This window comes from Rhodococcus sp. 05-2254-2, from assembly GCF_002259095.1.
Classification (GTDB): domain Bacteria; phylum Actinomycetota; class Actinomycetes; order Mycobacteriales; family Mycobacteriaceae; genus Rhodococcoides.
Genome location: NZ_NOZJ01000016.1, coordinates 16,635 through 41,001, shown reverse-complemented (window position 1 = coordinate 41,001; position 24,367 = coordinate 16,635). Strand labels below are relative to the sequence as shown.

The following is a 24,367-nucleotide window of genomic DNA, read 5'->3' as shown; positions in this document are numbered from 1 at the left end:
CGCGTTGATTCACGCTGTGCGGGAGCGTATTCGGTACACCTGCCGGGTGGTGATTCCGAGCTGGCTTGCGATGGACTCGACTGGGACGTTCTGGGCCGAAAGCGTGGCTATCGTGAGCGCCTGTTGTTGATGCCGGGTAGGCCGGCTCTCTGTGGCTGTGGTGTGCTGAAGCTCTTGGCGCTCTCGTGGTGTCTTTCCGCCCCAAATGCCGTGCTGTTCGTTGTACGTCAGTGCATGGGCGAGGCAAGCAGCTCTGGCGGGGCATTCTGCGCAGACCCGCTTTGCTCTGCTGGTTGCTCCACCCGGGGGCGGGAAGAACTCCTCGGGGTCTGTCTGTGCGCACAATGCGTCCGAGCGCCATGACGAAATGTCCGCCGCCGCGGGCGGGGGCAGTGGCACGGCGATGGCTGTTTCGAGCGGTGTCACGTGTTGGGTCCTTTCTTTCGGGCGACCCGGCCTTTTTCGAGTGGGTTCGACGATATCGAGGGACCCGGACACTTCACCCAGCACACGTGGCGGTCCGGTGCTTTTTGAGCCCGGACCGCCACTGTCCCCGGCACTGAGTGCGCCGGGGACAGTGGCGGTTGGTGTGACTGGGTGAAAAGCGTTCTGGCGCGGTATGATTGAGGCGTTCTGTTGTTGGCGAGACTGACCATCTTGCCCATCTTTCGAGGAGTTTCAAATGCCGGATTTGGCGACTGCGGTAACTGTTGTGGATGCGTGCGGAAGGGCTGGTGTCCCGTCGTTGTTGATTTCGGGGCCGGGTATGGGGAAGTCGAGCCTGGTTCGAGCACTTGCTGCATCCGAAGGGGTGTTGTGCGAAACGGTCTTGGGGTCCTTGCGGGAGCCTGCCGACTTCGCAGGCCTGCCGGTAGTCCGTGAGAGTGGAGTGAGATTGGAGGCCCCGGATTGGGCGCGACGGCTACATGCAGAGGGCGGGGGCTACCTCTTTCTGGACGAGCTGACCACGAGTCCACCGGCCGTTCAGGCTGCGATGCTGGCAGTCGCACTGGATTTGAAGGTGGGTGATCTGCAACTGCCGAAGGAGACTCGGGTCATCGCAGGTGCAAATCCGCCCGATTGCGCAGCAGGGGGGTACGAGTTGGAGGCCCCCTTGGCAAACCGCTTCTGCCACATCGAGTTCACGCCGTCTGTCGATGAATGGCTCGACGGCATGGCCACGGGTTGGGCAAGCACAGCCTATTCGCGTGCGGTGACCAGCGACGAGCAGCGGGAGGCGTTGGTGCGCAGTTCCATCATCGGGTACATCCAGCGTGCACCCGAGGCGCTCGATGCGTTCCCGAAGGTCGGAGTGCAGACAGGTGGCGCATGGCCGTCTCGGCGCACCTGGTCGATGCTCGCGAAGGTGTTGCCACATCTTCGCGACGATGACAACGCCGCGACCAACGCGGTGGTGTTCGGCCTGATCGGGGAAGGCACCGGTGTCGAGTTCCTCGAATGGCGTCGCAACGCCGACCTCCCCGACCCCGTAGCCGTTGTCGAAAACCCCGAGACAGCGTTCGATTGGCGCTCGCGTCCTGATCTGGTGTGGGCCGTGCTGTCCGGTGTGACGGCGTGGGCGGCCTCGCGCGGCACTGTCGAAGCGTGGCGCAACGCCTGGGGTCCGCTGATTGCCGCCGCCGAGGCAGGAGCGCCCGACGTAGCCGGGGCTGCGGCACGAACCCTGGCGAAAGCGCGACCGGCGAAGGCCTCCGTTCCGGCCAGCGCGCGCCGATTTGCACCGATGCTGGTGGCAGCGGGCTTGGTCGAGGCAGCGGCATGAGCGGTGTGCGCGCGCTCGAACCGGCTGAAATGCGAGCGTTCCGACTCGCACGGCTGGTGTCGGCCGAACACATGCCCTACTTCATGCGCGCCCTGTTCGCAGCCCAACCCGTGGCGGCACCGGGCCTGGGTACCTTCGCGGTGGATGCTCGGTGGCGGCTGTACTTGGACCCGGATCTGTTGATCGGGCCTTGCGCATGGCCGGTGCCGATGGTCGGTGCAGTGCTACTGCACGAGGTCGGGCATCTGTTGCGGGCACATGCTGACCGCGCCGCCGCTCTGGGGAAGCCCATCGATCACCTGGTGTGGAACTTCGCGGCCGACGCCGAAATCAACGACGACCTGTTGGCTGCGGGAGTCGGCCTGCCCGAAGGGGTGATCACCCCTCAATCGTTCGGCTGCCTTCCCGGAGACACAGCCGAGCAGTACTACGACTACCTACGTGACCCGGTTGTGCAACCGATTGCCGTCGAACTCGCTGGCGCTGAAGGCGATCCGGGATGCGGATCAGGATCGGGGTGCCCTGCGGTCCCCGGCGAACTCATCGGCTCGGGAGAAGTGATCACGGAGGGACTGGACAATGCGGAAGCGGACCTGGTGCGCCGATCTGTCGCGCAGGCAGTTCGCGAAGCAGCTGGTACCGGTCGAGGTAGTGCCCCGGCGGGACTGGTCCGGTGGGCAGCTGATGTTCTCGCCCCGCCGACTGTGGCGTGGGATCGTCTGCTACGGGCCGTAATTCGGCGTGCGTTGGCAGAGCAGGCGGGTAGGACGAACTATTCGTACTCCCGTCCCTCCCGTCGTCGCATTCCTGGAATCGTCGCCCCGGCTATGCGGGGGCCGTCGATCACGGTTTCGCTCGTCATCGACACGTCCGGGTCGATGACGAGCGCAGACCTCGATGCCGCGATGGGCGAAGTGGCGGGAGTTCTCAAAGCTGGTGGCATCGCACGCGACCGGGTTCGGATTCTGGCGTGTGACGCCAAATCCACTACGGCACAACACGTACGATCGGTCGCTGATGTGACGTTGGTTGGTGGTGGCGGAACCGATATGAGGGTGGGAATCGCCGCAGCCAACGCTGCGCGCCCTGCACCCCACGTCGTCGTGGTGCTGACCGATGGCGATACACCCTGGCCCGACCGGCCCACGAGGTCGCACCTGGTGTGCGCAATCATCGGCGGCGTCCAGGGTAGGGGCGTCACACCGGCATGGGCATCGACGGTGCACGTGCCAGTCGGATCGGGGGCCACGCGATGAACGAAAGCGGACCCGTGGAACTGCTCAAGTACGCAGACAGGGTGCTCACCGGCACTGGAATCGCCGCCGCCGATATCCGCATCGTCGTCGCCAGCGCAGCGGCCGACGCCGCCACAATGGCGTTGCGCGCAGGGTGGGAGTGCGCGAGCAACGCCCTGATCCTCGTCGACGGTGACGAGCGATGAGCGTGGAGTGGTTCGACCTCGCGCAACGCCTCTACGCCGCCGAGAAGATGCAACCGGTCCCTCGGCTGGCACATGCAACCTTCAAGCCGTCCACGACCGCAGTGGCCGTGCGTGCGGTCACGCGAGGAACAACGCTGGCCGTGTCCGTCGCTCGAGATGGATGCACCGAAGAGTCCGCGCACGACACCGAGGCTCTGGCCCTGCTCGCTCGCAACGGGGCAACGACGGTGGGTACGGCTGAACCGGCCATGCTGCTCACTGATGACGCCGCGACGATACCGAGCCTGCTGGCCCTGGCGCGTGCGCACGCCCACCACCCTGATCCGGACATAGCGGGGGCTGCCGCCATGATCGGATGGTGGGCCGATCGGGCCGACCATCCCGGAACGTCGGCGGTGATCGATCTGGTTGCTGCGTCGTCCTCGCGTCTGGTCCTCGGCACTGCGCCCGACGCCGAGCGAGCGGCCCGAACATGGCGTTCCTGGCTCGGCATTACCGACGAGAGCGTCGCAGGCCTGCATGAGTGGGCAGCGTGCATCGCAACGGGACCGCTGTTGCCGCTTCTCGATCCGATACACGACGATGACCGATACTCCTGGGATCGGACATTGTCGGCCACGACTGCGGGCCACGACTGGTCACGGCCGGACAACTCAGCTAGTGCAGCCATGGGACTACGGACCCGATGCGATGCCGCCGACCTCAAAGCCGCTGCGTTGCTGAGTGATCCACTGTGGCGAGTACGAGCGCTGCACACGGGACACGTGGCCCAGGGCATCGCATCGGTGGCGGCACCGCCGACAGGTTCACGCCGCCGCAACGTTTCGGTGTCGGTGACCTGCGACCGGCTGGACTCGAGGATGCGGGTTGATTCGGCAGTTACGGGATGGGTCGGATCAGCACTCGATCAATTCTTCGAGCGCTTCTCTGCCGACGTCACGTCCGCACAGGTGGTCAACGGCAAACTGACGCTCGGTCTCGGCTCGGTCGGAGCGCACGCACCGAACGACGGAGACCAGGTGACCTTGATGCCCCAACCGCCTTCACCGGCGACGATGCGAGCAGGACGGGCGAGGTACTGGAATCTGTACCGCGCTCGCCGTTCCTGGCTTTCGACCGGACAAGCCCCGAGCGCCGTGCGCCGCGAAGTCCCGCTCGATGTCCTGATAGCGGGTGCAGAGGATGTCCAGGATCACTAGGGGATCAAAAATGTTCACTGACAACACATTAGAAGAAGAACGGCACAACAATGCGTATCGTCGCACCCCGAACGGACACCCCGAAAACCGCCGCAACACCTTTCACGGGAACCGAACCGTCATCGCCCGCCCACTGGCCCGGATCACAGATCATGGCCGACCCGATCACTGCACGCGTGCTGTTCTCTGTGTGGTCCGGAGACCCCGCCGTCGTCGTCCCGTCACCACCGGGCGCAGGAAAAACTCGACTGGTCGCGTTGCTCGCCGCCGCCTTGGCCCATCGCGCAGACCTACGGGTGGGTATCGCGGCGCAAACCCGAGAACAAGCCGTGGAAATCGCACGTCGGCTCGGCGCGCTGACAGATCGAGCAGCGTTGATCTGGAAAGCGAAAGCGCCCCTCCCCGACAGTGGAAACACTCCCGTAGTGGCAGGACGAAAAGTGCGGTGGTCGAATGAGACTGGCGCAATTCTCATCGGTACCACGGCGCGGTGGCTCTTCTCGGACCCGGACCGAATCGGTGCCGATGTGTTGATCGTGGACGAAGCATGGCAATGCACCTACGCCGATCTGGGGGCGCTCGGCGCGATGGCTCGACAGGTCGTCTGCGTCGGAGACCCCGGACAGATCGATCCGGTGGTCACAGGAGACGTATCGCGGTGGGAGGGCAGCGAGACCGCACCGAACCTGCCTGCCCCCCTCGCTCTGCAAGCAGCTCACGGCGATTCGGTCGGCGTGGTCCGTCTGCAACACACCTGGCGTCTCGGCGCGAGGACAACGGCCCTCATTCAACCGCTGTTCTACCCCGGCCTGCCTTTTACTTCCCGTCGCCCACCGGAGCATCTGACCGATTCCAGCGGCCCCGACCTGCCTGAACTCGCGCATCGGCCAGTGCGGGTCATCGGAGGCCCAACCGACCCCGTCCTGGCCACACAGTGCGCCCTGCGCGCGCGAGAACTGCTGGACGCCGATGTGACCACACCGGACGGGCAGCGGGCCATGACAGCGGCGGACCTGGCTGTCGTCGTCCCTCATGTCACGCAGGCTGCCGCTGTCCGGGCCTTGCTCTCGGATCACCCCGACGTACTTGTCGGCACCGCAAACTCTCTGCAAGGCCTCGAACGCGCCGCCGTTGTCGTGTTGCACCCGCTTGCCGGGTACCGGACAGCCGAGCCGTTCAATCTCGACTCCGGCAGAGCGTGCGTGATGCTCACCCGCCACCGAGCCCACATGACCGTGGTCATCGATGACGCCACCGCCCACGTCCTCCAACACGCCGAACCATCCCCGGCTCACGCCATCCATACCGGCCTGATGGCCGCACTGCACTGCACGCCCATCGTGTAGCGATTCCCACAAAAAGAAAGGCACACAACATGTCCGACGCATCTATCGAGTACAAGGCCGAGCGACTACCTGGCATCGAGACGTCGAAAGAACTCCGCGCATCGGTCGAGGGACGCGAGCGTCCGCGCATCGGCTACACCCTCGATACCCGAAGCCGGGACAACGGTGTTCGAGCGGCCAACGCTGCCGAAGGGCTGATCGCATACGCCAGGCCGATCGGCCTCGAAACCGAGGAGCTGACAACGGTGTTCGGAGACTTTCTGGGCGACCTGCGGCACCTTGCCGACGCCGTCGGCGTCGATTGGGACGCCGTGGACGAACGCGGTCAAGACCACTACCGCTGCGAGCTGTACGGGACCGAGTAGGGGACGCCTTGGGGAGAGGAGTGAGCGGCGGTTCGGTGCGCCGGGTCGCTGCTCGCCCCAGGCCCGTCCCCGGCACTGGGTGCGCCGGGGACGTTTTCGCTGCTGAGCCCTAGCGAACTCCGGGTCCGGTGGGTAGTGTCCTGGCGTATCGGCTTGGTGGGTGGTTCCACGAAGCCGCGGCGTCGACCATTTCGTTGTTGTCGCCGTTTTCACCAGATGAGCGGACTGACCATCCGACTTCCGAGAAGAGCAGAGGTGTGTCGAATATGAGAGTCCTCGTCCGGATCGACGGTAGGAATCATGGACCTGCGAGCAGTTCGGGTTCGCCGCGAGACTGCGCGCTGGCCGTAGCGCGTGGTGTGGCGGCAGTGTTGGCGGTTTTTGCTGCATTTGCCGGATTGGCCTGGGCTGCACTGCTACGCCGGACCGACCATGCCGCCATCGACGGAGATCCGCGCCGTGTAGCGATGGTGTTCGCCGCTTCTTGCTCGGCGTGTGCTGTAGCAACTGGGATCGAGTGGCTGCTTCGACGCCGCAGTGGCGCAATGGATACCGATCCCGTCCAGGGTGTGCGACCACCGAGAGAGGCTTCGTCGCAGCGCCACCGGACTGTGAACTCGAACAGTCGGGCGGCAGGGGAGTTCGACAGACCGGAGCGTCTGGCCGGTGCGACATCGTGACGAGAAAATTCGCCCCCGCACTTCGGATCGAGGTGATCGTCGTCCGCGATCCAGATGGTCCTACCCACATCCAAGTCTTCGTCGACGGTGTTCCGGCTGCAGCAACACAATTTCACATCGACGCAGGAAGGGGATGGACGTGGGGCGACTGGGCCGACACACGAGACTGCGATCTCGCGGTCATCTCATCCGGAGCGCGGGGAGCGCTCGAAGACGCCTACGACGATCCCCCCGGTGGTGACGCCGTCCGCGGCAGGATCGGTGACTGGCTGGACGGCGCTGAAAGATCGGAAAATTAAGCAGCAGAGTGATATCGCGCCGCGTTGTTGGTCGCATAGCGGCACAGAGACCAGTCAGAAATTGATCGACAGACCGACCATCTGTCCCACAGAAACGGGAGTACCCATGCAATCCTCGATCTCGACAACGCGGCCGCCCTCGGTCGACCTCTCACCGCACGCACGAGCTGCCGGCAGTACCGGCTGCAGCTCGAACAGTAAGGCGCACAGCGCCATCGCCAGCGAAGTCCATCGCCGGATGCAACACGGCCTGTCTGAGAGGTACTTTGCTGCTACTCCGAACGCCGCCGACCGCTTCCGACCAACCGTTCCTGACCATGAGCTGACGGACCACGTTTTCGAGGTGGTTTTCGGATTGCGGTGGCGGCAGGTGTTCGACTTGGCGCGCACCCTCGACGTCGAGTCCGATCTGCTGGAAACCGCACCGGAGACGGTCAGCGCCGCGTGGTGGTGCGCACCCGGCTGGCGGAAAGCGACACACGCTGCCCACACGGCGGCCTGCGGCGACAATCGGCGTCACGAACTCACAGCGACCATGAACCTGCTCGGCGTCCTCGGATGCGGGGCTGCCAGAGTCGCTGCCCGCGATGTCGGCCGAGGCTTGGTCGTACGAGATCTGATCGGTTCCGATTTCACTCAAGAGCACTACGACTACCTGACCGGGCCGTGGCGTCGCAACGTCGGCCCGGTCCATCCCGGCGACCGGCCACTAGACCAGTACCCGACGGCCCCGAACTCGCAACGCTTGTGACACCCGGGCGCATATTGCCCGCCCGGTGCGGCCACAGGAGAACGCTCCTGGGGTGCGATTCAGTGGCCGGCTGTCACAGACCTCACCGCGACGCTATCTACCCCGTGCAGGACTGCGTTTGCTATCGCGCTCACTACGAAAGGACTCCCTGATGGACCCACAATCCGGCCGAGACGGCCTCATCCACGACGTAGAGCGCCACCTCGCGGCCGAAGATGGCCGCCGCGAGGCTCGCACTGTTGCGCTTGCATGTGTCGGCTACGTCGTCGGCATGCTCGCGATCTTCAACGGGGCTCTGCCGATCGTGAAGGATCTGGTCACCGTCAGTTTGGTCATCTCCTTGGCCGGCACGTTGCTCGCTGCCTTCTCGGCTCTGACTCTGGCACTACTGCATCGTTGGTCAGACCGTTCGGACCGTAGGCGGCGCGGAAGCTGCGGGCATGCCGACTTGCCGGCGGAGGCGGTTCGATGAGCGCGCGCGGACGACTCCGCATCGCGGTGCCCATCGTGATGGCCGTACTCGCGGTCGGGACGTACACGTTCGGAACGCACGCCGATCCGCTCTCACGACCAGCGGTGGTCGACACCCCAGACCCAGCCGCGGCGAGCACGCCTGTACCCATCGCGCAGCTCCTCGCTCAGCTCGAAACGGTGGACTCGCTCGCAGACGTCGATGGATACGACCGATCCTGCAAGAAGGGCTCAGGGTGCGTGTTCGGCCCGGCGTGGACCGATGACTCGTCCGCCCCTGGATCGCACAACGGCTGTGACACTCGAAACGACGTCCTGGCAACCCAACTGATCGACGTCGAGTTCAAGCCCGGAACCCGCGACTGCAAAGTCGCAGCAGGGATACTCCACGACCCCTACACAGGATCGACGATCGACGACCTCGGGAAGATTCAGATCGATCACGTGTACCCGTTGGCGAGGGCGTGGGACGCAGGGGCGTGGGCCTGGTCGATCGACCAGCGAACCGCCTTCGCCAACGCCGTCGACATCAACTTGCTCGCGGTGGACGGACGTACGAATCAGCAGAAGTCGGACAAGGGAATCGACACCTGGCTGCCACCCAACGCGCCATACCAATGCCGTTACGTCACTTCGTATCTCACCGTGGCCGCGAAATACGACCTCGACATCACCAGCGCCGATGCGCAAACAGCGTCGAGCGTCTGCAGCCAATGACCCAACGTTCGGAGGACGCCATGACCGAAACCGACCCCACCACCGACACAAACGCTGTCCCGCTCCACCCCAACCCATGGATCATCACGACCGCACCTGATCGAAACAGCTACACGATCGAATTGCCCAGCAGGGGGATCTCGTTCGCGATTGACGCCGATCTACGATTCCAGCTCCTCGATGCCCTCCACGACCCGGAAGAGCGATGATGGGCGACGCCACGGCCATCGAATGGACCGACGCAACCTGGAACCCGGTCACCGGCTGCACCGCAGTCTCGTCGGGCTGCGATCATTGCTACGCCCAAACCCTCGCTGAGCGGTTCCGCGGCACACCGGGGCACTACTTCGAGCACGGATTCGACGTCGAGATGCGCCCCGGCAAGCTCGACCAGCCGCTGCGATGGAGCCGGCCACGCCGGATTTTCGTGAATTCGATGAGCGACCTCTTCCATCCAGCAATCCCGGACGACTACATCGCCCGGGTGTTCGCGGTGATCGCGCTCGCCCGCCAGCACACCTTTCAATTGCTTACCAAGAGACCCGCTCGGATGCGGGCACTGCTCCAGTCCGATGCCTTCCGCCGCGCCGTCGACGACGCCATCGCTGGCGTCGTCGCAGCCTTCCGCCCCGCCGATGTCTGGTACCAGAGCTGGCCGCTGCCGAACCTGTGGATCGGCGTCTCGGCCGAAGACCAGAAGACTGCAGACCTTGCGAGTATGGGCGCTGCTGGACACGCCTGCAGCTCTTCGGTTCGTCTCTGCCGAACCGCTCCTCGGACCGATCGACTTCACGCGCCTACGACCCAGCAGAATCGGAGGAGCGCTGACTCGCGACGGGCTCCGTTCGGTCGAAGACTCGAAATGCGGCGGCGAGCGCGAACCAGCGCTTGACTGGGTGATCGTCGGCGGTGAGTCCGGCCGCGGGGCACGGCCTATGCATCCGCGATGGGTACGAGAGATCCGGGACCAGTGCACCGCTGCCGATGTGCCCTTTCTGTTCAAGCAGTGGGGCGAGTGGGCACCAGCGGAGGTGATCGCCAGATTCCGTGACTACCACCACTTCGACGACGGCACCGAAGTTCGACGAGTCGGCCGTAAGGCCGCCGGCCGGATCCTCGACCGACGGGTGTGGGACAGCGTGCCCGACGGAGCCGGACGATGAGTGGATCGCTCGACATCACGGCATCGGACTTCTTCTGCGGTGCCGGCGGATCCACGACCGGAATGATCGCCATCCCCGGGGTGAGGGTATCGGCAGCGTCGAACCACTGGGACAAGGCAATCGAGACGCACCAGTACAACCACCAGCACACCGAGCACATCCTCGCGGACCTCTCTCAGATCACTCCGAAGCTGTTTCCTCGCACGACAATCGGATGGTTCAGCCCCGAATGCACCTGGCACTCGAATGCTCGCGGGGCCAAGCGCCTCGCCGCGCAGATCTCGTTACTGTCCGACGACCTACCGTCCGAGGCCGCCGAGCGATCGAGGGCGACGATGTGGGACGTCGTTCGGTTCACCGAGTATCACCGATACGAATTGGTTTTCGTCGAGAACGTCGTCGAGATCTACTCATGGCCTCTCTACAGGCCATGGATCGCGGCGATGCACGCCCTCGTTTACGAACATCGCCTTATCTGCCTGAATTCGATGCACTCATGGACTTTTGGGACACCAGCGCCGCAGTCCCGCGATCGCCTCTATGTGTGCTTCTGGAAGGCCGGCAACCGGGCACCTGACTTCGAGACCGTGGTCCGTCCGCCGGCAACCTGCTCTCGCTGCGGGCCCGTGCGTGCGTTGCAGGCCTGGAAGAACCCAGGGGTGGCTGTGGGTAAGTACCGTAGCCAGTACTCCTACCGGTGCCCCGCACGTGCGTGTGCGGACACCGTGCTCGAGCCCGACTGGCTCCCTGCCTCGACCATCATCGACTGGACCAAGACCGGCCAGCGGATAGGGGACCGCACTCGTCCGTTGAAGCCGAAAACGATCGCACGAATCCAGGCCGGCATCGACCGGTATTGGGCAGCTCCGCATGCCGAGGACGCGAGAGAAGCCGCGGGCACGCTGTTCGAGTATCGGCAGGCAAGATCACGGCCGTCTGAGGGGCGGGCCCCGGTGTTCGAGCCGTTCGTGTCGGTGCTGCGGGGCCAGTCGAAGAATCATCGAACCTCGGAGGCGCTGTCGACCGTATCCGCGGGCGGCCGCCATCATGCGGTGATCACCCCGTTCATCGCAGAGCTGCGAGGTGGAGGTTCGACTGCGCGATCGGTCAGCGACGCTCTCTGCACCGTGACGGCATCGGGTAACCACCATGGCTTGGTCGTGCCCGCTGCCGCTCACCATCGAAAGTCCACACGCCGACCGATCGCCGTCGAAGACCTGTCCTTCAGAATGCTCGACGTACCGGAACTCAAAGGCGCAATGGGATTTCCGTCCTCGTACGTTCTACGCGGGGGAACCAAGCAACGAGACGTCCGGATGTGCGGTAACGCTGTGACACCGCCGACCTCGCGAGACCTAGTGGGAATTGGTATTCGGAGTCTAGAGGCCGACTGTTCGTGAACACCGCTCACTTTCTGCTTCAGCAGCTTCTTTGTGTCAACCGAACAGCGACGTCCATCCCGAACCGTGTACCTTCTTCATCTCGTTGTCGAAGTCGGTGACGTCCGAGACAGTGAGTACGTGGTGGTCAACCAGCCAACGACTCATCCCTGGATTGAGGCCATCTTCGCTTGCCCATGACAGCTTGTTGATATCGTCGAAATGCTTATCCATGACTCTGTGGAGATTCTTGAATACGCCTGTCTCGCTGATCGAGTAGCTTCCAAGCCACTCTTCTATCTTGCCTTTTCTGACGATTTTGGGATTCGAGAACCCGCCGATAATGAATTCATATTCACGAAAGGTCAACCAGAAAAGAGTGCTTTTGTGCTTGTCGTCGTGTAGCCATTCGCGCAGCGCCCGAGCAATGTGTTCGTTGGATGAAAGCTGTTCGATATGCTCGTTCGGTACGAAAGTCGGGATAAGATCCGAATTCGATGTGTCGGGGCCTGCTTCGGGCGTGTCGACCAGTACAACGTACTCGCGCTGGCGGCGGATGGCGTGGACTGCAAACGCTGGAGGTGGTCCAACCGCTATGCGGTAACGGGCACCAGGTTCTGACAGTGCAAAGCGATTGCCTTTGCGCTCATCGCGGGCGTCTCCTGATTCGCGTGCTTCTCTGGGTAATTGTTCGAGTACTGCGCCGTAGGTGTGGCTACCCAGTCTGTGTTCAGGTTCTGCTGCATCAAGTTTCACCTGCCTGTATGACAAACTGGATGACTTAAGCGGTACGCTCATCGCGACGTATACGGGGTACTCGCTGTGGTTGACCACGTGATATGCGCCCGTCTCCGTGTCCCGGACAACTGCGGGGCACCAGTTGTTGCTCAGTCTTGGGTCGCCCTCGAAATTGTTGAGTATGTATCTTGTGAATGGCGTGTAGATCGATTCGACGTGGAATCCGTGCTGTCCAGTCTCGAGAGGTGGAAGGACATAGGGCGCTTTCAACGGGATCCTCCTTGTTCCGGTTCAGCACTGGGTGACAGATGCGCCACGACCACGGTGATGTTGTCGGCGATTGTGCCGTGGCGTTTGTGCTCAGAAAGGGCCGCACGAACGAGTGCTTCTGCTAGTCGAGCGGGACTGGCATCCGGTGGCTGGGATCCGAGAACCTCACGTATGGCGTCTTCAGGGTCTCGATCAGGTGTGGTGTCCATTTGGGTGTGCGGGCCGGACCAGGCGTTGAGGAAGCCGTCTGTGACCATGATGTAGCGGTCATTGGCTACTGCTGGCTGGTGCCATCGAGACAACTTGTAGGTGTAGCCCGCTGGGGCGTCGGAGAAGAACCCGATTGCGTTGTCCAGGGCAGCGTGCTGATGCAGGGCTGGTGTCATCGCTGTGACGTGAACGGTGTCGTCGGCTGTGTCGGTGTGGGCACGAAACACCTGACTGTCTCCCACGTGCCCGCCGGAGACAGTGAAAGTGGAGGTGTCGAGTGTCAGGACGTCGAGCGTGGAAGGCGCGGCGAGAACCGAGCGTCCGCGGAGTCCTCGAAGTGCTTGATCAGTGGCGGCGAAGACGTCGTCGATAGGCGAGGTGGGCAGAAGGGTTCGTAGTGTCGCGCGTACGGTTCGGGCTGTGAGGACGCCGTCTTCGCCGCCGCCCGCGGCATCGGCAATCGCTGATGTGTGTCCTCGAATCAGGAAAACGTCGTTGTTGTGACGGCGGTCGCCCGCCGAGGTCTCCCCGGCTGCTTGGAGTTTGAGAGGCGCTGCTGCTGCGGGTGCCATTGCCTGCGTGGGTGACTCGTCACCGGCTGGTTGGGGAATAGGTCGTCCGAGTGTGTGGGGCAGGCTTTGTCGCACGGCGGGCGCAGCACGCTCGGTGTGTACCTGTCCGACGGGGATGGTCGGCGGGAAATGTTGCTCGCCGACGTACGTGACGCGATACACCGAAGCCCCCACAATCAGGACCGCGCCGTCGTGTATCTCGAACGGCGGTTGGCCTGCGTACAGGCGATGCCCATCGACGGTGATGGGCGCGCCGGACAACGCTGTCACCCACCACCGACGCGTCTGTGGGTGACGGACGAAGTGCGCACGCTGGCGTCTTGTTTTTCTATCGGTGACGACCGCTGTTTTACCTCGTGCGCGCCCCAACGTCACTGTTTCGCCTCGCAACTCGATGGGTGGAATATCGCTCGTGCCGCGCAGATCATGTAGAAAGACGCGCTGCGTGTTGTCGAGCGACGCCTTGCCGAGGCGGTCGGTGGTGGGCGTGTGCGAGACGGGTCTCAGTTCGACGGTTCGGGCAGCACCGTTTCGTGTGCCGCGTCGAGACGCCAACCACCACAGTCCGCAGCCGGCCAACAGCGCGGTAATGATCGCCATGCCCATCCGCCAATCGATCATCCACAATCCGGCCGCGATGAGAGCACCCACCGCGATGGTCCCGACTCGTCCGATCAGTGGGCAGTGCCGAAGTCGGTCGAGACGTCGCCGCAGCGAACGCTTCGACACGCGTGGCCGTGGAAACCGCCGGCCTGTTGACTTGATGGGCATCGGAACTCCGTTAGCGATTGATGGCGGGTGAGCGCGGCGCGTCCGGATCGTTGTCCGGTGGCAGGTAAGGGGGGTCGTCGGTCGGCACACTGTCGGGGTGCGGTGTTCGCGGCTGGTGCTGCTGTTGAACCAGATGGCCAGCATTGCCGATGACGTCCTGTTGCTGTTGTTGCTTGGGAGGTTTCTTGAAACGCGTGAAGTTACCGACCTGTTGGGCTGCCGGTATCGCGCCGCCTGCGTCTACGTGCAGAGCATCTTGTTTGACGAGTCGTAGCCATCGAATGAGCTGGTCCGCGCTACGTTCAGCTGCTTTCACACGTGCGTCGAAACTGTTGTCCGTCGGCACTACGTGGCGTCTTTCGGGTGCAGGGTCGAGGCATCGACGCAGCAAGTTGTCGAGACCTTCGGGTACAAACGGTGCGAACTTCGAAACCGGGGTGAGAGGCCCACTGCGCAGTCTGCGATATGAGTCCAAGGCCCTTTCGGCACGAGGGTTGCCGTTTTGGAAGTCGTTGAGGGTGATTCCTTGCTGTTCGGCCTCGTACAGATACGGCGGCTTCCCGGTGATCATCTCGTACAGAGTTGCGGCCCAGGCGTAGATGTCGGCGGCAACGAGGTGGGTCGGCCACAGCTGCCCTGCTGAGCCTTGCTCTGGTGGCGAGTAGAAGAGGCTTTGCAACCGCAGCCGTGAGCTGGTGTGTGCGGCCTCATCGAGACTGCGAGAAAGTGCCCAGTCGATGATCTTCGGGGTGCCGTCGTTGTCGATGCAGATGTTGGGGGGCTTCATATCCAGGTACGCGCGAGCCCCCTTCTCTCTTTTCGTCCACGACCAGGCCAGTGCGCTGAGTAGTCGTTCGGCGATCTGCAGTACCAGGGCAAGGTCGAAGCCCCCGGGCTCGTTGCCGTTGATTCGGGCGTCTTGAAATGTATTCAGGGTGTGGGGATATCGTCGGGTGACGATCACCATCTGGTCTTGGTAGATGTCCGAAAAGTAGACGTCTGCGACGGCGTCGTTTATCGACACGCCCAGTGCGGGAACAGCATCGAGTTCGGCGAGGCCTTGGGCCCGATCACGCTTTCGGAGCTTCCAGGAGCGGTCGGGGAGGTAGACCTTGATCACGTATTCGATTCCGTTGTCGGGACTGTCCTCGTCGACGGCGAGTAGAAGAGAACCGCCGTTGACGTGTCGCCAGAACTTTGTGATTCGCCAGTGCCTGTCGAGCGGGTTGTCGACTGTGTCGTCGGGAAACACATTGCCGATCTCGAGTCCGTACTCATCGCGCGGCGAAGCAGCAGGAGGTCTGTGGTTGCTTGCGCGCGGTGCCGGTGCCGGCGCCGGTGGGGGTTGCGGTTGCGGTGTCTGTGGGGGTTGCGGTGTCGGAGTTGGGGTCTCGCCGCTGAGGTCGTCGGGTTGTTGTTCACCTTGCTGTGCGTTGCGCGGGTGTTGTTGTGTGTATGGCTGGGTGGGGGTTGCGCGCGGACGGTGGCGGCGCTCTTTCAGGTGTGCAAACGCGGTCTTGAGATAGTGGTCGGCCAGATCCTTTGCGGCGGCGGAGTCGTCCGACAGTTTGTGCAGCGCTTCACGGGTCTGTGCGACGGCGTGCTTCGCGGCAGCGTCGGCCAGGGTGTGCTCGTGTTCTCGGGTCAGCGAGTCCATCCGGTTGCGGTGCTCGCGTTCGTCGAGGTCACCGGCATGGGCCACAGTGTTCGCCCGGTTGCGGTGCTTGCGGTCGTCCAAGTCGTATTGGGCGTCCGCTTCGCCCTTCGCGCCTTCGATTACTTGGACAGTGGTGCGGGCGCGCAGACGAGCTGCGTCCCGTCGCGCATTTTCCAGGTAGGGAGTGTGAGGGCCGAATAGTTTGAGCAGCAGTGGGGTGAGGTCGACGACAAGTAGCGTGACGATGATGACGATGTAGAACCATCTGTATCCGAGGTCGTCGCCGATGAGTCGGACAAGGGCTCTGTGGCGAGTCACAGCATTGGTGTCGGCGGCGTTGACCGCTTCGTATTTGGCGGCCTTCTCGTCGATTCGAGTCTGGCGGGTGCTCTCCAGCGTACGAACGAGGTCCTGCGCCTCTAGGGCCTTCTGCTGGCTGGTAATTGCAGTCGTGTCGGCTTGGTTGTACACGTATCTTCTGTTGCTTTCCGCGCAGATCTCCCGCGGGTCGCTCGGAAGTAGACAGTTCGCGCTGGGGGGACTGTCGCCGGCGTCAAGCGTGCCTCCAGTCCCCCGACGTTCATCCTGCCAATCAGCCTGGGCAGTCTCCCGGGTGCTATTGGCTATATCTCGAGCGTTTTCGGCGGCTGTGCGCGCATCTTTCGCATCGGCGATTGCTGTGTCGTACTCTGCGCCTATGGATGCTTTGTAGTCGGTGAGGTTGTCGGACTGGATGCTCGGCAGCTCCCGTTCGATTGCGGTGTTGAACATGCCGAGAGCGACCGATTCGGAGATGACGTAACCGACGACGACCGCCATCCCGATGCGTGCGAGGTAGAACCATGCCGAACGCCATGCTCGCCGAAGCCAGTTTTGGGGTCCGACCAATAGGTCGCCGTAGTCGATCGAGGTCATGATCCATCGGTCGACGCAGAATACGAACAGTGCCCACACGGCGGCAAGGACCCAGATGAACCAGTAGTTGAAGCGGTGCCCGACGTTGACTGCCCAGGCACTGGCCAGAACGCCGCCGAAGGCGATGGTAGGCACCAGAATCAGGATCCCGGCTTGGGCGGCAAGTTTGGAGGCGTCGGAATTGTTGTCGATCCACGGGCGGTGGAAGCCGCCGATCCGCAGCAACATTCTGGTGAGCCAACCGCAGTTGTTGTCGACGTCGAACTTCGGCTTCTGACGACCATCGGGCCCAGGGGGGTCCATGCCGTCGTCTTCCTTGGCCGAATTGTCGGGTGGAGGCGCGCCGCCGCTCATCGGATCATCGGGGTCGGCGGAGTCGACGCGTGAGCGGGGACGTCACTGCTCAAGGCGGTTCTCCTCCGAGTGTATTGGGCTAAGAAGTGTCGCACAGGGTCGGCGGTTCGGCGTGGCGAGAACAGCAGGTTCCGGTCAGCGGGCAGCATGGGCACCCGTTCGGTAGAACGTGGCGGTGTTCGTGCCTGATGTGGTGCCGAACGCGATGCGGTCGCCGTCGGCGAGTTCGGTCCATCTGCCGGGGGTTACACGCACTCCGTTGATCCAGGTACCGGTCTTGCTGTTGTCGGCACACCACCACACGCCATCGTTGGAACGCAGGGTGAGGTGATGTCGCGAGATGCTGGTGTCGGCGCTGATGGTGATGTCGCAGTAGGTGCCCCGCCCGACGGTTATCTCGGTACCGACGACGCGGTGCGCTCGACTATCGGGACCGACCAAGGTCGGTCCACGCCCGGGTGAGTCCGGGATGAGAGTTGTTGCCACCTGACTGTCGCTGGGGTGGAGGTCGGTTTGGTCGCCGTAGGCGCGTGTGGGTTCCACTGGGTGGTCGGACATCGGATGCGTGGAGCCACGCAGGGCGTAGTGGCGAGCGCGGACCTTCGGGTTGGAGACGATCTCGACCAGGGGCAGCATTCCGCTCGGAGTGTCCGCGGAGTAGCGGCGCGTGACATCGACGGCTTCGGCGGTGAGATGGGTGATGACGTCGTTGATATCGAAGTGATCGCTGAGGTCGGTGAAGTCGGCGGGATTCAGACCGACGGTAATGCAGTCGGGTAGATACCAGCGCCCGTCGGAGTGACGGAAGACGAGGGTGCAAATGTGTTCGCGGGCGTTGTCGCACAATGCAACTGGATTGCTGCGACCTGGTCGTCGCCATTCCCCGCGCACGAGATGCACAGCGGCGATAGCGACGACGGCGGTCATCACGAACAACACGGTTCCGCCGGTGAAACCGCACACAATCACGAAGATCAGCCACGCTATGCCGAACACGGTGGTTACCGCTCGAGAGTGGGGTGTCCATGCGCGGATCCATTGCAGGACTGCGACGGACGTGGCGCGCAGCTCATCGGAGGCTACGCGGATCAGATCGGTCATCTCCGGGTACTCCATTCGCTGTGACAGGTGGGGACTCTCCTAGGGGAGAACTTAAGGCGCACAGAGGTGGATGAACAGAGTCCGGAAGGTTGGTCAAGTCCAACCCTGAATGGGGTTGACAAGGAGCGAAAGTCGTGGACTAGAACCTCGACAGAGCCCGGGGTCAAGTGAAGTCTGGAATTCGTCACATCTCAAGTGGGTACCCCCAGGTTTCACGATGCGTCAGCCAGTGGGTCAGGGGCCGGACGTAGCGCGCTCAGCGCGCCCGTCAGAGGGCAGCGGCCGGTGACGACAACGAGCCCTCGAAAGGTCAACGCAGGGTGAGCTATGACGTCGTCGGGTGAAAGATCGGGCATCAGGTTCAGTGCCCGGGCAAGTACCATCGCCGACCATGGGTTGGGGCTGTGGTCGGCTCGGCAGTCGTCGCTGGTCCACACCGTGGCGGCGGCGACGTCGGTACGCACGATCCGGCTGCGGGCAGCGGTAGCGCGGAGTGCGTGGAGTACTTCCTCTGGTGTCTGATGACCGTCGGTTGTGGCTATGTCGAAAACGGTCACATCACGGTCTAGTCCAGGACGAACGAGGAAACCAGTAACAATATTCATTCCTGCATCGCACCGAATGAGTAACTGTTATAGCTAGTTGGTGTTGACCCACTTGACAGCCTGCGCGATATACGTTGGCGGACGTGCGTCCGTCCGGGCCGTTCGATTAGTTCAGCACGTACCGTCTGAAATGTAGCAAGTGGACGGTTGTGACCGGATCGTACCGCCCCTGTTGCCGAAACCGGACAGAGAACGGTTTCGGCAACAGCTGATCAGTTCGTATGCCGACGTACGGTCCGGGTACGAACTGCTCCTTCGACGTTATTGAATGCTCGTATTACCTGTGGATCGGCGAATGGTATGAGCTGGGTGAACAACACTCCTGCTGACGATCTATCGTTGTCGGTGTCGGCCCAGTAGTAGGTGTTCGCGCCCCCGGCCCATGCCATGGTTCCGACTGGGCGGCCTGCGGGTGTGACTTGCTCGTTTCGCATGCCGAGCAACGACCACGATGTGTTGATTCCTGGGATCAGGTCGATGTCGTGCGACGTTGCGTAATCAGCGGATTCGATGGTCCCGAAAGATGCTGAGTGGCTTCGTTGTGCGTCGACGAGGGTATCCGGCTGTAGGTACTGCACACCGTTCCAGGCTCCGCCGGCACTGAGCATGCGAAGGAACGTCAGGTAGTCCTGGGGTGTTCCGTACAGCCCGCCGCCGCCTGAGTGGAATTCTGGATCGGTGGGCAGCTCGAATGGTGTGGGTACCAGGCCGTGAGGTGTTTTCGTGTGTACATCCGCCAAGCGAGTGCGATCGGTGATTCCGAACGTTGTGTCGCGCATACCCAATGGGGAGAAGATCGTCTCGTGGAGGTGGGTTGCCAGGTCGTGTCCGGTCAGGCGGGTGATGGCAAGTCCCACCCATTCCAGGCCGGTGCCGTACATGGCGTTGGTGCCTGGGTGGTAGACGAGCGGGGCGTCGACGATCGAGGCGAGTTTGAGTTCGAGGCTCGATGGCACCTTCTTGTCGTGAAGATAGCGCGCGAGATCGGCGTGTAGGAACGAGTAGCCGGTTCCGGCTGTGTGCGAGAGCAGCATTCGTAGTGTGATGGGTCCTCGTGCGCGGACGAGCCGGGGCTGATCCTCGTCGTATCCCTCGAGGACGTACGCCGCGGCGAGTTCGGGCAACAGATCGGTAGTGGGAGTGTCGAGTTCGATGAGACCGCGCTCGACGAGTTGCAGTGCGGCGACGGCGACGATCGGTTTGGTCATCGATGCCAGCCAAGCGATGGTGTCGTCGGTCCATGGGTTTGTGCCATCACGTGTTCCCGCTCCGCCGGAGTACGTGATGCCATCGCGGTCGGCTGTCATGACGTAGAGGCCGGTGACCACTCGGTCGTGCACCGCTGTGGTCAGGATCGTGGAGATGGTGTTGCGCAGGGCTGATTGCCCTGATGGTTCTGGTGTCATGACCAGGTCATGGGGAGTTCGTCCACCCCATAGATGCCGATGGCGTGTTCTCGGAACTTGATGTCTTGCAGGGGTACAGCACGGTGGAGGGTTGGGATGCGCCGGAGCAGGGTGGGGATGGCGATTTGGAGTTCGAGTCGTGCGAGGGGCATGCCCAGGCATTGGTGCGGGCCGTATCCGAAGGTCAGATGTCGGTGCACTGGCCGGCGTAGGTCGAGGCGATCCGGGTCGGTGATCGCTGATGCGTCGCGGTTGGCGAGGTCGCCGGCGATGATGAGGCCGTCGCCGGCGGGGATGGTGATCCCGTTGATGTCGATGTCTTCTGTTGCGACTCGGCGTCGTCCGCCTTGGGGGACGGCGGTGTAGCGGAGGAGTTCTTCGATGGCTCCGGCGATTTCGTCGTGTGTGCGCATCGACAGGAGGGTGTCGCGCTGTTCGGGGTTTTCTGTCAGGGCCAGCGCACTGAGGGAAATGGTGTTGGAAGTGGTGTCGAATCCTCCGAGGAGCATCAGCATCCCGGTCATGGCTGCGTCGTGTTGGGAGATGTCACCGGTGGCGACGTGTTCGTGGGCGAGTTCGGAGAGCATGTCATCGCCGGGGTCTGTGCGTTTGACGGTCAGTAGCTGGTAGATGTAGTCGATCAGGCCTTGGCGGGCGGTTTCGGCGTCCTCTGCGGTGGCGTGGGGATCGATCAGGGATTTGGCGCTCGTTGTGAAGAACTGGTGGTCCGCGTAGGGCACGCCCAGCAGATGGCAGATCACGGTGCACGGCGCGGGTAGCGCGAAAGCTTCGAGGAGGTCGACAGGTCGCGGCCCGGCAAGCATTCGGTCGATGAGGTCGTTGACGAGATCTTCGATCGGAGTGCGCATCGCCTCGATGCGTTTGGCGGAGAACGGTTTGGCCACGAAGTGGCGTTGACGGGTGTGCTCGGGGGCGTCCATGGTCAGAAATCCCAAGCGGTGCATGAATTTACTGGGGGTGGAGTGGGGATAGTTGGGGTGCTCGGGTACGGCGCTGAGGCGTGGGTCGCGCAGCAGTGTCCGTGCTTCGTCGTACCCGCTGATCAGCCAGGGGGTGCTGCCGTCCCAGATCTGCGCGCGTGTGATCGGTGAGTCATTCTGTACTGCACGCAGTTCCGGTGACGGGTCGAAGGGGCACTTGGGGTTTCGGGGGGCGGGGTAGGTGGGCAGGGTGTCTGTGCGCTTCGCGTCGTGCGGTGCGTTGTCGGTCGCGTCCCCTTCTGGGCGGTGCGGGGCGCGCATCACTGGTCTCCGAAGCTGTCGAACAGTTCGTTCGCGGTGTCGAATCGCGGGCCTTTTCGCGGCCCTGGGGCAAACTGTGCGGGCATTGTCACGAAACCGTTGATCTGACCGACCGTGGGGTATCGAACGGCGGCATTGTCGACAAGGCGGTAGCCGGGGAGTCGGTCGAGAACTTGGCCGACGACGACCTCGAAGTCGATTTGCGCGATGTGGCGGCCGATGCATCGGTGCAGTCCGAGTCCGAACGCTGCATGTTTGCGTGTGTCACGGTCGAAGTCGATGGTGAGGGGGTCGGGGAAGACCTTTTCGTCGAGGTTGGCTGCTGCCCAGGAGATCAGGACTCGTTCGCCGGGTTCGACGGTGGCTCCGTCGATCTGTGCCTCTTCGGTGGCTGTTCGTCCGACACAGACAACAGGGGTGAAATAGCGCAGGAGCTCTCCGCATGCTTTCGGTAGGTCGTCCGGGTGATCGATCAGTCGTGCTCGATCATCGGTGTTGCGGTCCAGGTACTCGAACGTCGACGAGAGCAGGGCGGTGGTGGTGTCCATACCGCCGGCGATCATGGCGTTGCAGACGGCGATGATGTCTGCGTCGCTGATGTTCTCACCGCCGATCTCCATCTGGGTCAGGAAGCTGATGAGGTCGTTGCGGGGATGGGCACGGCGGAGGGGAATGGTCTTGATTACTTCGCCGATGAGCATCGCGAAGCCGGTTTCGACCGTCTTGTATTCCGGGGTGTCGGATGGGGTGTAGGCCAGGGCATGCACGGCCTCGGCGTAGATGCGCCAGTTGTCCATCGACAGGCCCACGATGTCGAGGGTGAGCAGAGCCGGCACGGCATTGGCGAGATCCATCACGAGGTCGATCTCGCCTGATTCGATGGCTTGGTCGATGCACCACGTCGTGTAGGCCTCGATCCGTGGGCGGAGCCGTTTTGCAGAGGTGGGAGAAAAGTAGGTGTTCAGTGCTTTTCGCCAGTCCAGATACTCGGGTGGGTCCATTTCCAGTGGTAGGGCACGAAACGTCGACGCGGGGATGATCGTTCCTTGCGGTCGCCCTGGCGTGTTGGGTAGCTCGTGGGCCGAGGAGAACACTTCCGGTCGACGTGCGACTGAGGCGACCTGCTCGTAGCCGCTGACCACGTAGAAGCCACCGTAGTGGGAGCTGTGGGCTACCGGGCACTTTTGGGTCATGGCGGTGTTGACTGCCCACGGGTCTGCTGAGTATTCGGGTGAGTGGTGGTCGAAGTCGATGTTTGGGACGGTGCTGTTCGGCATGACGGGGGCTCCTAGGGGCGTGTGGCGGCCGAGACCGGTTGTGGGAGAAGTTGAAAGCCGGGGTAACCGTCTGCGGTTACTTGCTCGCAGCGGGCGGCGTAATCGGGGAACCCGATGAGGGGCATGAAGACCCTTTTCTTGCCGGGGATGTTCGCCCCGAGGTACCACGAGCCACACGAGGAGAGGAGAGTTCCGGCGGCGACGTCGGTGACGTGTCGACCCCAGTCGTGTTCGGCCTGTGGTGTGGCTTCGATGCTGTGGATGTGATGGTCGGTGAGGTGTTGCAGACAGGTTCTGATCCAGGTTGCGTGTTGATGAATTGCCACCAGCACGTTGGCCAGGACGGACGGGCTACCGGGGCCGGTCATGGTGAACAGGTTGGGAAAGCCGGAGGTGGCCAGGCCCAGGTAGCTGCGGGGGCCCTCCGACCACGCCTGGCGCAGCGTTCGACCGCCGCGGCCGCGGATGTCTATGCGTGTGAGAGCGCCGGTGATGGCGTCGTAGCCGGTGGCGAACACGAGGATGTCCAAGTCGTGCGAACTGTGTGTCGTCCGTAAGGCGGTCGGTGTGATCTCGGTGATCGGGTGGGATGCAATGTCGACGAGGTCGACATTGGGACGGTTGAACGTTTCGTAGTAGCCGTCGCCGAGGCAGATTCGTTTGCATCCCATGACGTGGCGAGGGGTGAGGGTTGCAGAGACTGCAGGATCGGCCACGGTCGAGCGGATCTTGGTGCGGACGAAGTCGGCGACGACCTCGTTTGCCGCAGGGTCGACGAGGAGATCTCCGAAGGAGCGTAGGAGCAGCGGCCCACCCCTGTTCCACAGGTGCTCGAACTGTGCTTCACGCTCTGTCTTCGAGAAATGGAACACCGAGTTCGGGTTGGTAGGAAACCGGGACAATCCGGCTGTGGGAACTGTGTTGTTGCGTGCACGAAATCCCGCGTAGTCGGCCTTGATTGCGGCTTGGAGCTGAGGGTCGAGCGGTTCGTCGCCTGCGGGCAAGGTGTAAGCAGGGGTGCGTTGAAAGACGGTGAGCTGACGAGCGTCTCGGGCGATCAGGGGGATGGCTTGTACCCCAGACGAACCGGTCCCGATCACACCGACTCGTTTGCCTCCGAGTGCCACGTGATGGTGGGGCCACCGTCCGGTGTGCAGGATGTCGCCTGCGAATGAGTCCAGGCCGGGGATCTCGGGCACGTTGGGTTCGGACAGGCAACCTGTCGCGGTGATGACGTACCGGGCGATGATTTCGTGTCCGGTATCGGTCCGGACGGTCCAGGAGGCGGTGGCGTCGGAGTAGACCATTTGTTGTACGCGCGTGTGGAACTCGATGTCGCGTTCGAGGTCGAAGCGATCCATCACGTGCTCGATGTAGCGCATGATTTCAGCTTGGTCGGCGTATCGCCGTGTCCATTCCCAATCTTGTTGCAGCTCATCGGAGAATTGATACGAGTACTCCAGGCTCTCCACATCGCAGCGCGCACCGGGATATCGGTTCCAATACCAGGTGCCGCCGGCATCACCTCCTGCCTCGTACACGCGGACGGTCAGGCCGATCGTGCGTACTTCGTGCAACATCTGCAGTCCTGCGAGCCCCGCACCCACGATCAGAACATCGACATGCTCGTCCATG

22 protein-coding genes and 1 pseudogene are annotated in these 24,367 nt (G+C 62.9%); 13 read left to right on the top strand and 10 right to left on the bottom strand.

Annotated elements, in window-relative coordinates; genetic code table 11:
- Nucleotides 1–9: 9 nt before the first annotated feature.
- On the bottom strand, nt 10–399 hold the full coding sequence (locus CH283_RS29050) for a WhiB family transcriptional regulator (RefSeq protein WP_254923898.1): 390 nt from the start codon (nt 397–399) through the stop codon (nt 10–12).
- Nucleotides 400–682: 283 nt separating this feature from the next.
- On the opposite strand from CH283_RS29050, the gene CH283_RS18715 reads away from it, so the two are divergent.
- The 13 genes and pseudogenes from CH283_RS18715 to CH283_RS18655 all read left to right on the top strand — a co-directional run bounded on the left by CH283_RS18715 (nt 683) and on the right by CH283_RS18655 (nt 11,615).
- Nucleotides 683–1,783 carry an ATP-binding protein gene (locus tag CH283_RS18715; protein ID WP_032364833.1) on the top strand — a complete coding sequence of 367 codons (1,101 nt, stop codon included), beginning with the start codon at nt 683–685 and terminating at the stop codon, nt 1,781–1,783.
- Nucleotides 1,780–3,039, top strand: coding sequence for a vWA domain-containing protein (locus CH283_RS18710; RefSeq protein ID WP_032364834.1), 1,260 nt, complete (start codon nt 1,780–1,782; stop codon nt 3,037–3,039). The genes CH283_RS18715 and CH283_RS18710 overlap by 4 nt, the downstream gene beginning before the upstream one ends.
- Nucleotides 3,036–3,224 (top strand): hypothetical protein, encoded by a 189-nt coding sequence (locus CH283_RS18705; protein ID WP_032364835.1) that lies wholly within the window; start codon nt 3,036–3,038, stop codon nt 3,222–3,224. Before CH283_RS18710 ends, CH283_RS18705 begins: the two co-directional genes overlap by 4 nt.
- Nucleotides 3,221–4,423: a hypothetical protein gene (locus CH283_RS18700; RefSeq protein ID WP_032364836.1), complete on the top strand. Its 1,203-nt coding sequence runs from the start codon at nt 3,221–3,223 to the stop codon at nt 4,421–4,423. Before CH283_RS18705 ends, CH283_RS18700 begins: the two co-directional genes overlap by 4 nt.
- A 50-nt stretch (nt 4,424–4,473) precedes the next feature.
- A complete protein-coding gene (locus CH283_RS18695; RefSeq protein WP_032364837.1) occupies nt 4,474–5,769 on the top strand; it encodes an AAA family ATPase in 1,296 nt (431 codons plus the stop codon).
- Nucleotides 5,770–5,798: 29 nt separating this feature from the next.
- On the top strand, nt 5,799–6,134 hold the full coding sequence (locus CH283_RS18690) for a hypothetical protein (protein ID WP_032364838.1): 336 nt from the start codon (nt 5,799–5,801) through the stop codon (nt 6,132–6,134).
- 676 nt (nt 6,135–6,810) lie between these two features.
- A complete protein-coding gene (locus CH283_RS18685) occupies nt 6,811–7,113 on the top strand; it encodes a hypothetical protein (RefSeq protein WP_032364839.1) in 303 nt (100 codons plus the stop codon).
- Between the two features lie 343 nt (nt 7,114–7,456).
- Nucleotides 7,457–7,864, top strand: a complete 408-nt coding sequence (locus CH283_RS18680) for a hypothetical protein (protein WP_032364840.1) — start codon at nt 7,457–7,459, stop codon at nt 7,862–7,864.
- A gap of 151 nt (nt 7,865–8,015) precedes the next feature.
- The gene (locus CH283_RS18675) at nt 8,016–8,336 is read left to right on the top strand and encodes a hypothetical protein (protein WP_015586223.1); all 321 of its coding nucleotides are present in this window, start codon (nt 8,016–8,018) and stop codon (nt 8,334–8,336) included.
- Nucleotides 8,333–9,052 carry an HNH endonuclease family protein gene (locus CH283_RS18670; RefSeq protein ID WP_032364841.1) on the top strand — a complete coding sequence of 240 codons (720 nt, stop codon included), beginning with the start codon at nt 8,333–8,335 and terminating at the stop codon, nt 9,050–9,052. Before CH283_RS18675 ends, CH283_RS18670 begins: the two co-directional genes overlap by 4 nt.
- 20 nt (nt 9,053–9,072) lie before the next feature.
- On the top strand, nt 9,073–9,261 hold the full coding sequence (locus tag CH283_RS18665; RefSeq protein WP_139278549.1) for a hypothetical protein: 189 nt from the start codon (nt 9,073–9,075) through the stop codon (nt 9,259–9,261).
- A pseudogene (locus CH283_RS18660) lies at nt 9,261–10,215 on the top strand (DUF5131 family protein). Before CH283_RS18665 ends, CH283_RS18660 begins: the two are co-directional and overlap by 1 nt.
- Nucleotides 10,212–11,615, top strand: a complete 1,404-nt coding sequence (locus tag CH283_RS18655; RefSeq protein WP_032364842.1) for a DNA cytosine methyltransferase — start codon at nt 10,212–10,214, stop codon at nt 11,613–11,615. Before CH283_RS18660 ends, CH283_RS18655 begins: the two are co-directional and overlap by 4 nt.
- Nucleotides 11,616–11,651: 36 nt before the next feature.
- Here the strand turns inward: CH283_RS18655 and CH283_RS28060 are convergent, their stop codons facing one another.
- The 9 genes from CH283_RS28060 to CH283_RS18620 form a co-directional block, all read right to left on the bottom strand.
- Nucleotides 11,652–12,350 (bottom strand): hypothetical protein, encoded by a 699-nt coding sequence (locus CH283_RS28060; protein ID WP_141214628.1) that lies wholly within the window; start codon nt 12,348–12,350, stop codon nt 11,652–11,654.
- Between the two features lie 248 nt (nt 12,351–12,598).
- Entirely contained in the window at nt 12,599–14,155 is a 1,557-nt protein-coding gene (locus tag CH283_RS18650; protein WP_170945381.1) for a SpoIIE family protein phosphatase, read from the bottom strand.
- A gap of 10 nt (nt 14,156–14,165) precedes the next feature.
- Nucleotides 14,166–17,081, bottom strand: coding sequence for a DUF4407 domain-containing protein (locus tag CH283_RS18645; protein WP_032364844.1), 2,916 nt, complete (start codon nt 17,079–17,081; stop codon nt 14,166–14,168).
- Nucleotides 17,082–17,216: 135 nt separating this feature from the next.
- Entirely contained in the window at nt 17,217–18,182 is a 966-nt protein-coding gene (locus CH283_RS18640; protein ID WP_032364845.1) for an FHA domain-containing protein, read from the bottom strand.
- Nucleotides 18,183–18,394: 212 nt separating this feature from the next.
- Entirely contained in the window at nt 18,395–18,739 is a 345-nt protein-coding gene (locus CH283_RS28055; protein WP_032364846.1) for a hypothetical protein, read from the bottom strand.
- Between the two features lie 260 nt (nt 18,740–18,999).
- Entirely contained in the window at nt 19,000–20,193 is a 1,194-nt protein-coding gene (locus tag CH283_RS18635; protein WP_052049303.1) for a serine hydrolase domain-containing protein, read from the bottom strand.
- Entirely contained in the window at nt 20,190–21,455 is a 1,266-nt protein-coding gene (locus CH283_RS18630; protein WP_080733000.1) for a cytochrome P450, read from the bottom strand. Before CH283_RS18630 ends, CH283_RS18635 begins: the two co-directional genes overlap by 4 nt.
- Nucleotides 21,455–22,732: a cytochrome P450 gene (locus tag CH283_RS18625; RefSeq protein WP_032364847.1), complete on the bottom strand. Its 1,278-nt coding sequence runs from the start codon at nt 22,730–22,732 to the stop codon at nt 21,455–21,457. The genes CH283_RS18630 and CH283_RS18625 overlap by 1 nt, the downstream gene beginning before the upstream one ends.
- 11 nt (nt 22,733–22,743) lie before the next feature.
- Nucleotides 22,744–24,366 (bottom strand): flavin-containing monooxygenase, encoded by a 1,623-nt coding sequence (locus CH283_RS18620; RefSeq protein ID WP_032364848.1) that lies wholly within the window; start codon nt 24,364–24,366, stop codon nt 22,744–22,746.
- Nucleotide 24,367 lies beyond the last annotated feature (1 nt).

What these genes read in the sequence shown, in the direction of transcription:
- CH283_RS18670 (WP_032364841.1), top strand. Translation starts at nt 8,333, where the DNA reads ATGAGCGCGCGCGGACGACTCCGCATCGCGGTGCCCATCGTGATGGCC.
- CH283_RS18705 (WP_032364835.1), top strand. Translation starts at nt 3,036, where the DNA reads ATGAACGAAAGCGGACCCGTGGAACTGCTCAAGTACGCAGACAGGGTG.
- CH283_RS18640 (WP_032364845.1), bottom strand. Translation starts at nt 18,182, where the DNA reads ATGACCGATCTGATCCGCGTAGCCTCCGATGAGCTGCGCGCCACGTCC.
- CH283_RS18700 (WP_032364836.1), top strand. Translation starts at nt 3,221, where the DNA reads ATGAGCGTGGAGTGGTTCGACCTCGCGCAACGCCTCTACGCCGCCGAG.
- CH283_RS18690 (WP_032364838.1), top strand. Translation starts at nt 5,799, where the DNA reads ATGTCCGACGCATCTATCGAGTACAAGGCCGAGCGACTACCTGGCATC.
- CH283_RS18620 (WP_032364848.1), bottom strand. Translation starts at nt 24,366, where the DNA reads ATGGACGAGCATGTCGATGTTCTGATCGTGGGTGCGGGGCTCGCAGGA.
- CH283_RS18655 (WP_032364842.1), top strand. Translation starts at nt 10,212, where the DNA reads ATGAGTGGATCGCTCGACATCACGGCATCGGACTTCTTCTGCGGTGCC.
- CH283_RS18645 (WP_032364844.1), bottom strand. Translation starts at nt 17,081, where the DNA reads ATGAGCGGCGGCGCGCCTCCACCCGACAATTCGGCCAAGGAAGACGAC.
- CH283_RS18650 (WP_170945381.1), bottom strand. Translation starts at nt 14,155, where the DNA reads ATGCCCATCAAGTCAACAGGCCGGCGGTTTCCACGGCCACGCGTGTCG.
- CH283_RS18630 (WP_080733000.1), bottom strand. Translation starts at nt 21,455, where the DNA reads ATGCGCGCCCCGCACCGCCCAGAAGGGGACGCGACCGACAACGCACCG.
- CH283_RS18710 (WP_032364834.1), top strand. Translation starts at nt 1,780, where the DNA reads ATGAGCGGTGTGCGCGCGCTCGAACCGGCTGAAATGCGAGCGTTCCGA.
- CH283_RS18625 (WP_032364847.1), bottom strand. Translation starts at nt 22,732, where the DNA reads ATGCCGAACAGCACCGTCCCAAACATCGACTTCGACCACCACTCACCC.
- CH283_RS18665 (WP_139278549.1), top strand. Translation starts at nt 9,073, where the DNA reads ATGACCGAAACCGACCCCACCACCGACACAAACGCTGTCCCGCTCCAC.
- CH283_RS18715 (WP_032364833.1), top strand. Translation starts at nt 683, where the DNA reads ATGCCGGATTTGGCGACTGCGGTAACTGTTGTGGATGCGTGCGGAAGG.
- CH283_RS18675 (WP_015586223.1), top strand. Translation starts at nt 8,016, where the DNA reads ATGGACCCACAATCCGGCCGAGACGGCCTCATCCACGACGTAGAGCGC.
- CH283_RS18695 (WP_032364837.1), top strand. Translation starts at nt 4,474, where the DNA reads ATGCGTATCGTCGCACCCCGAACGGACACCCCGAAAACCGCCGCAACA.
- CH283_RS18635 (WP_052049303.1), bottom strand. Translation starts at nt 20,193, where the DNA reads ATGACACCAGAACCATCAGGGCAATCAGCCCTGCGCAACACCATCTCC.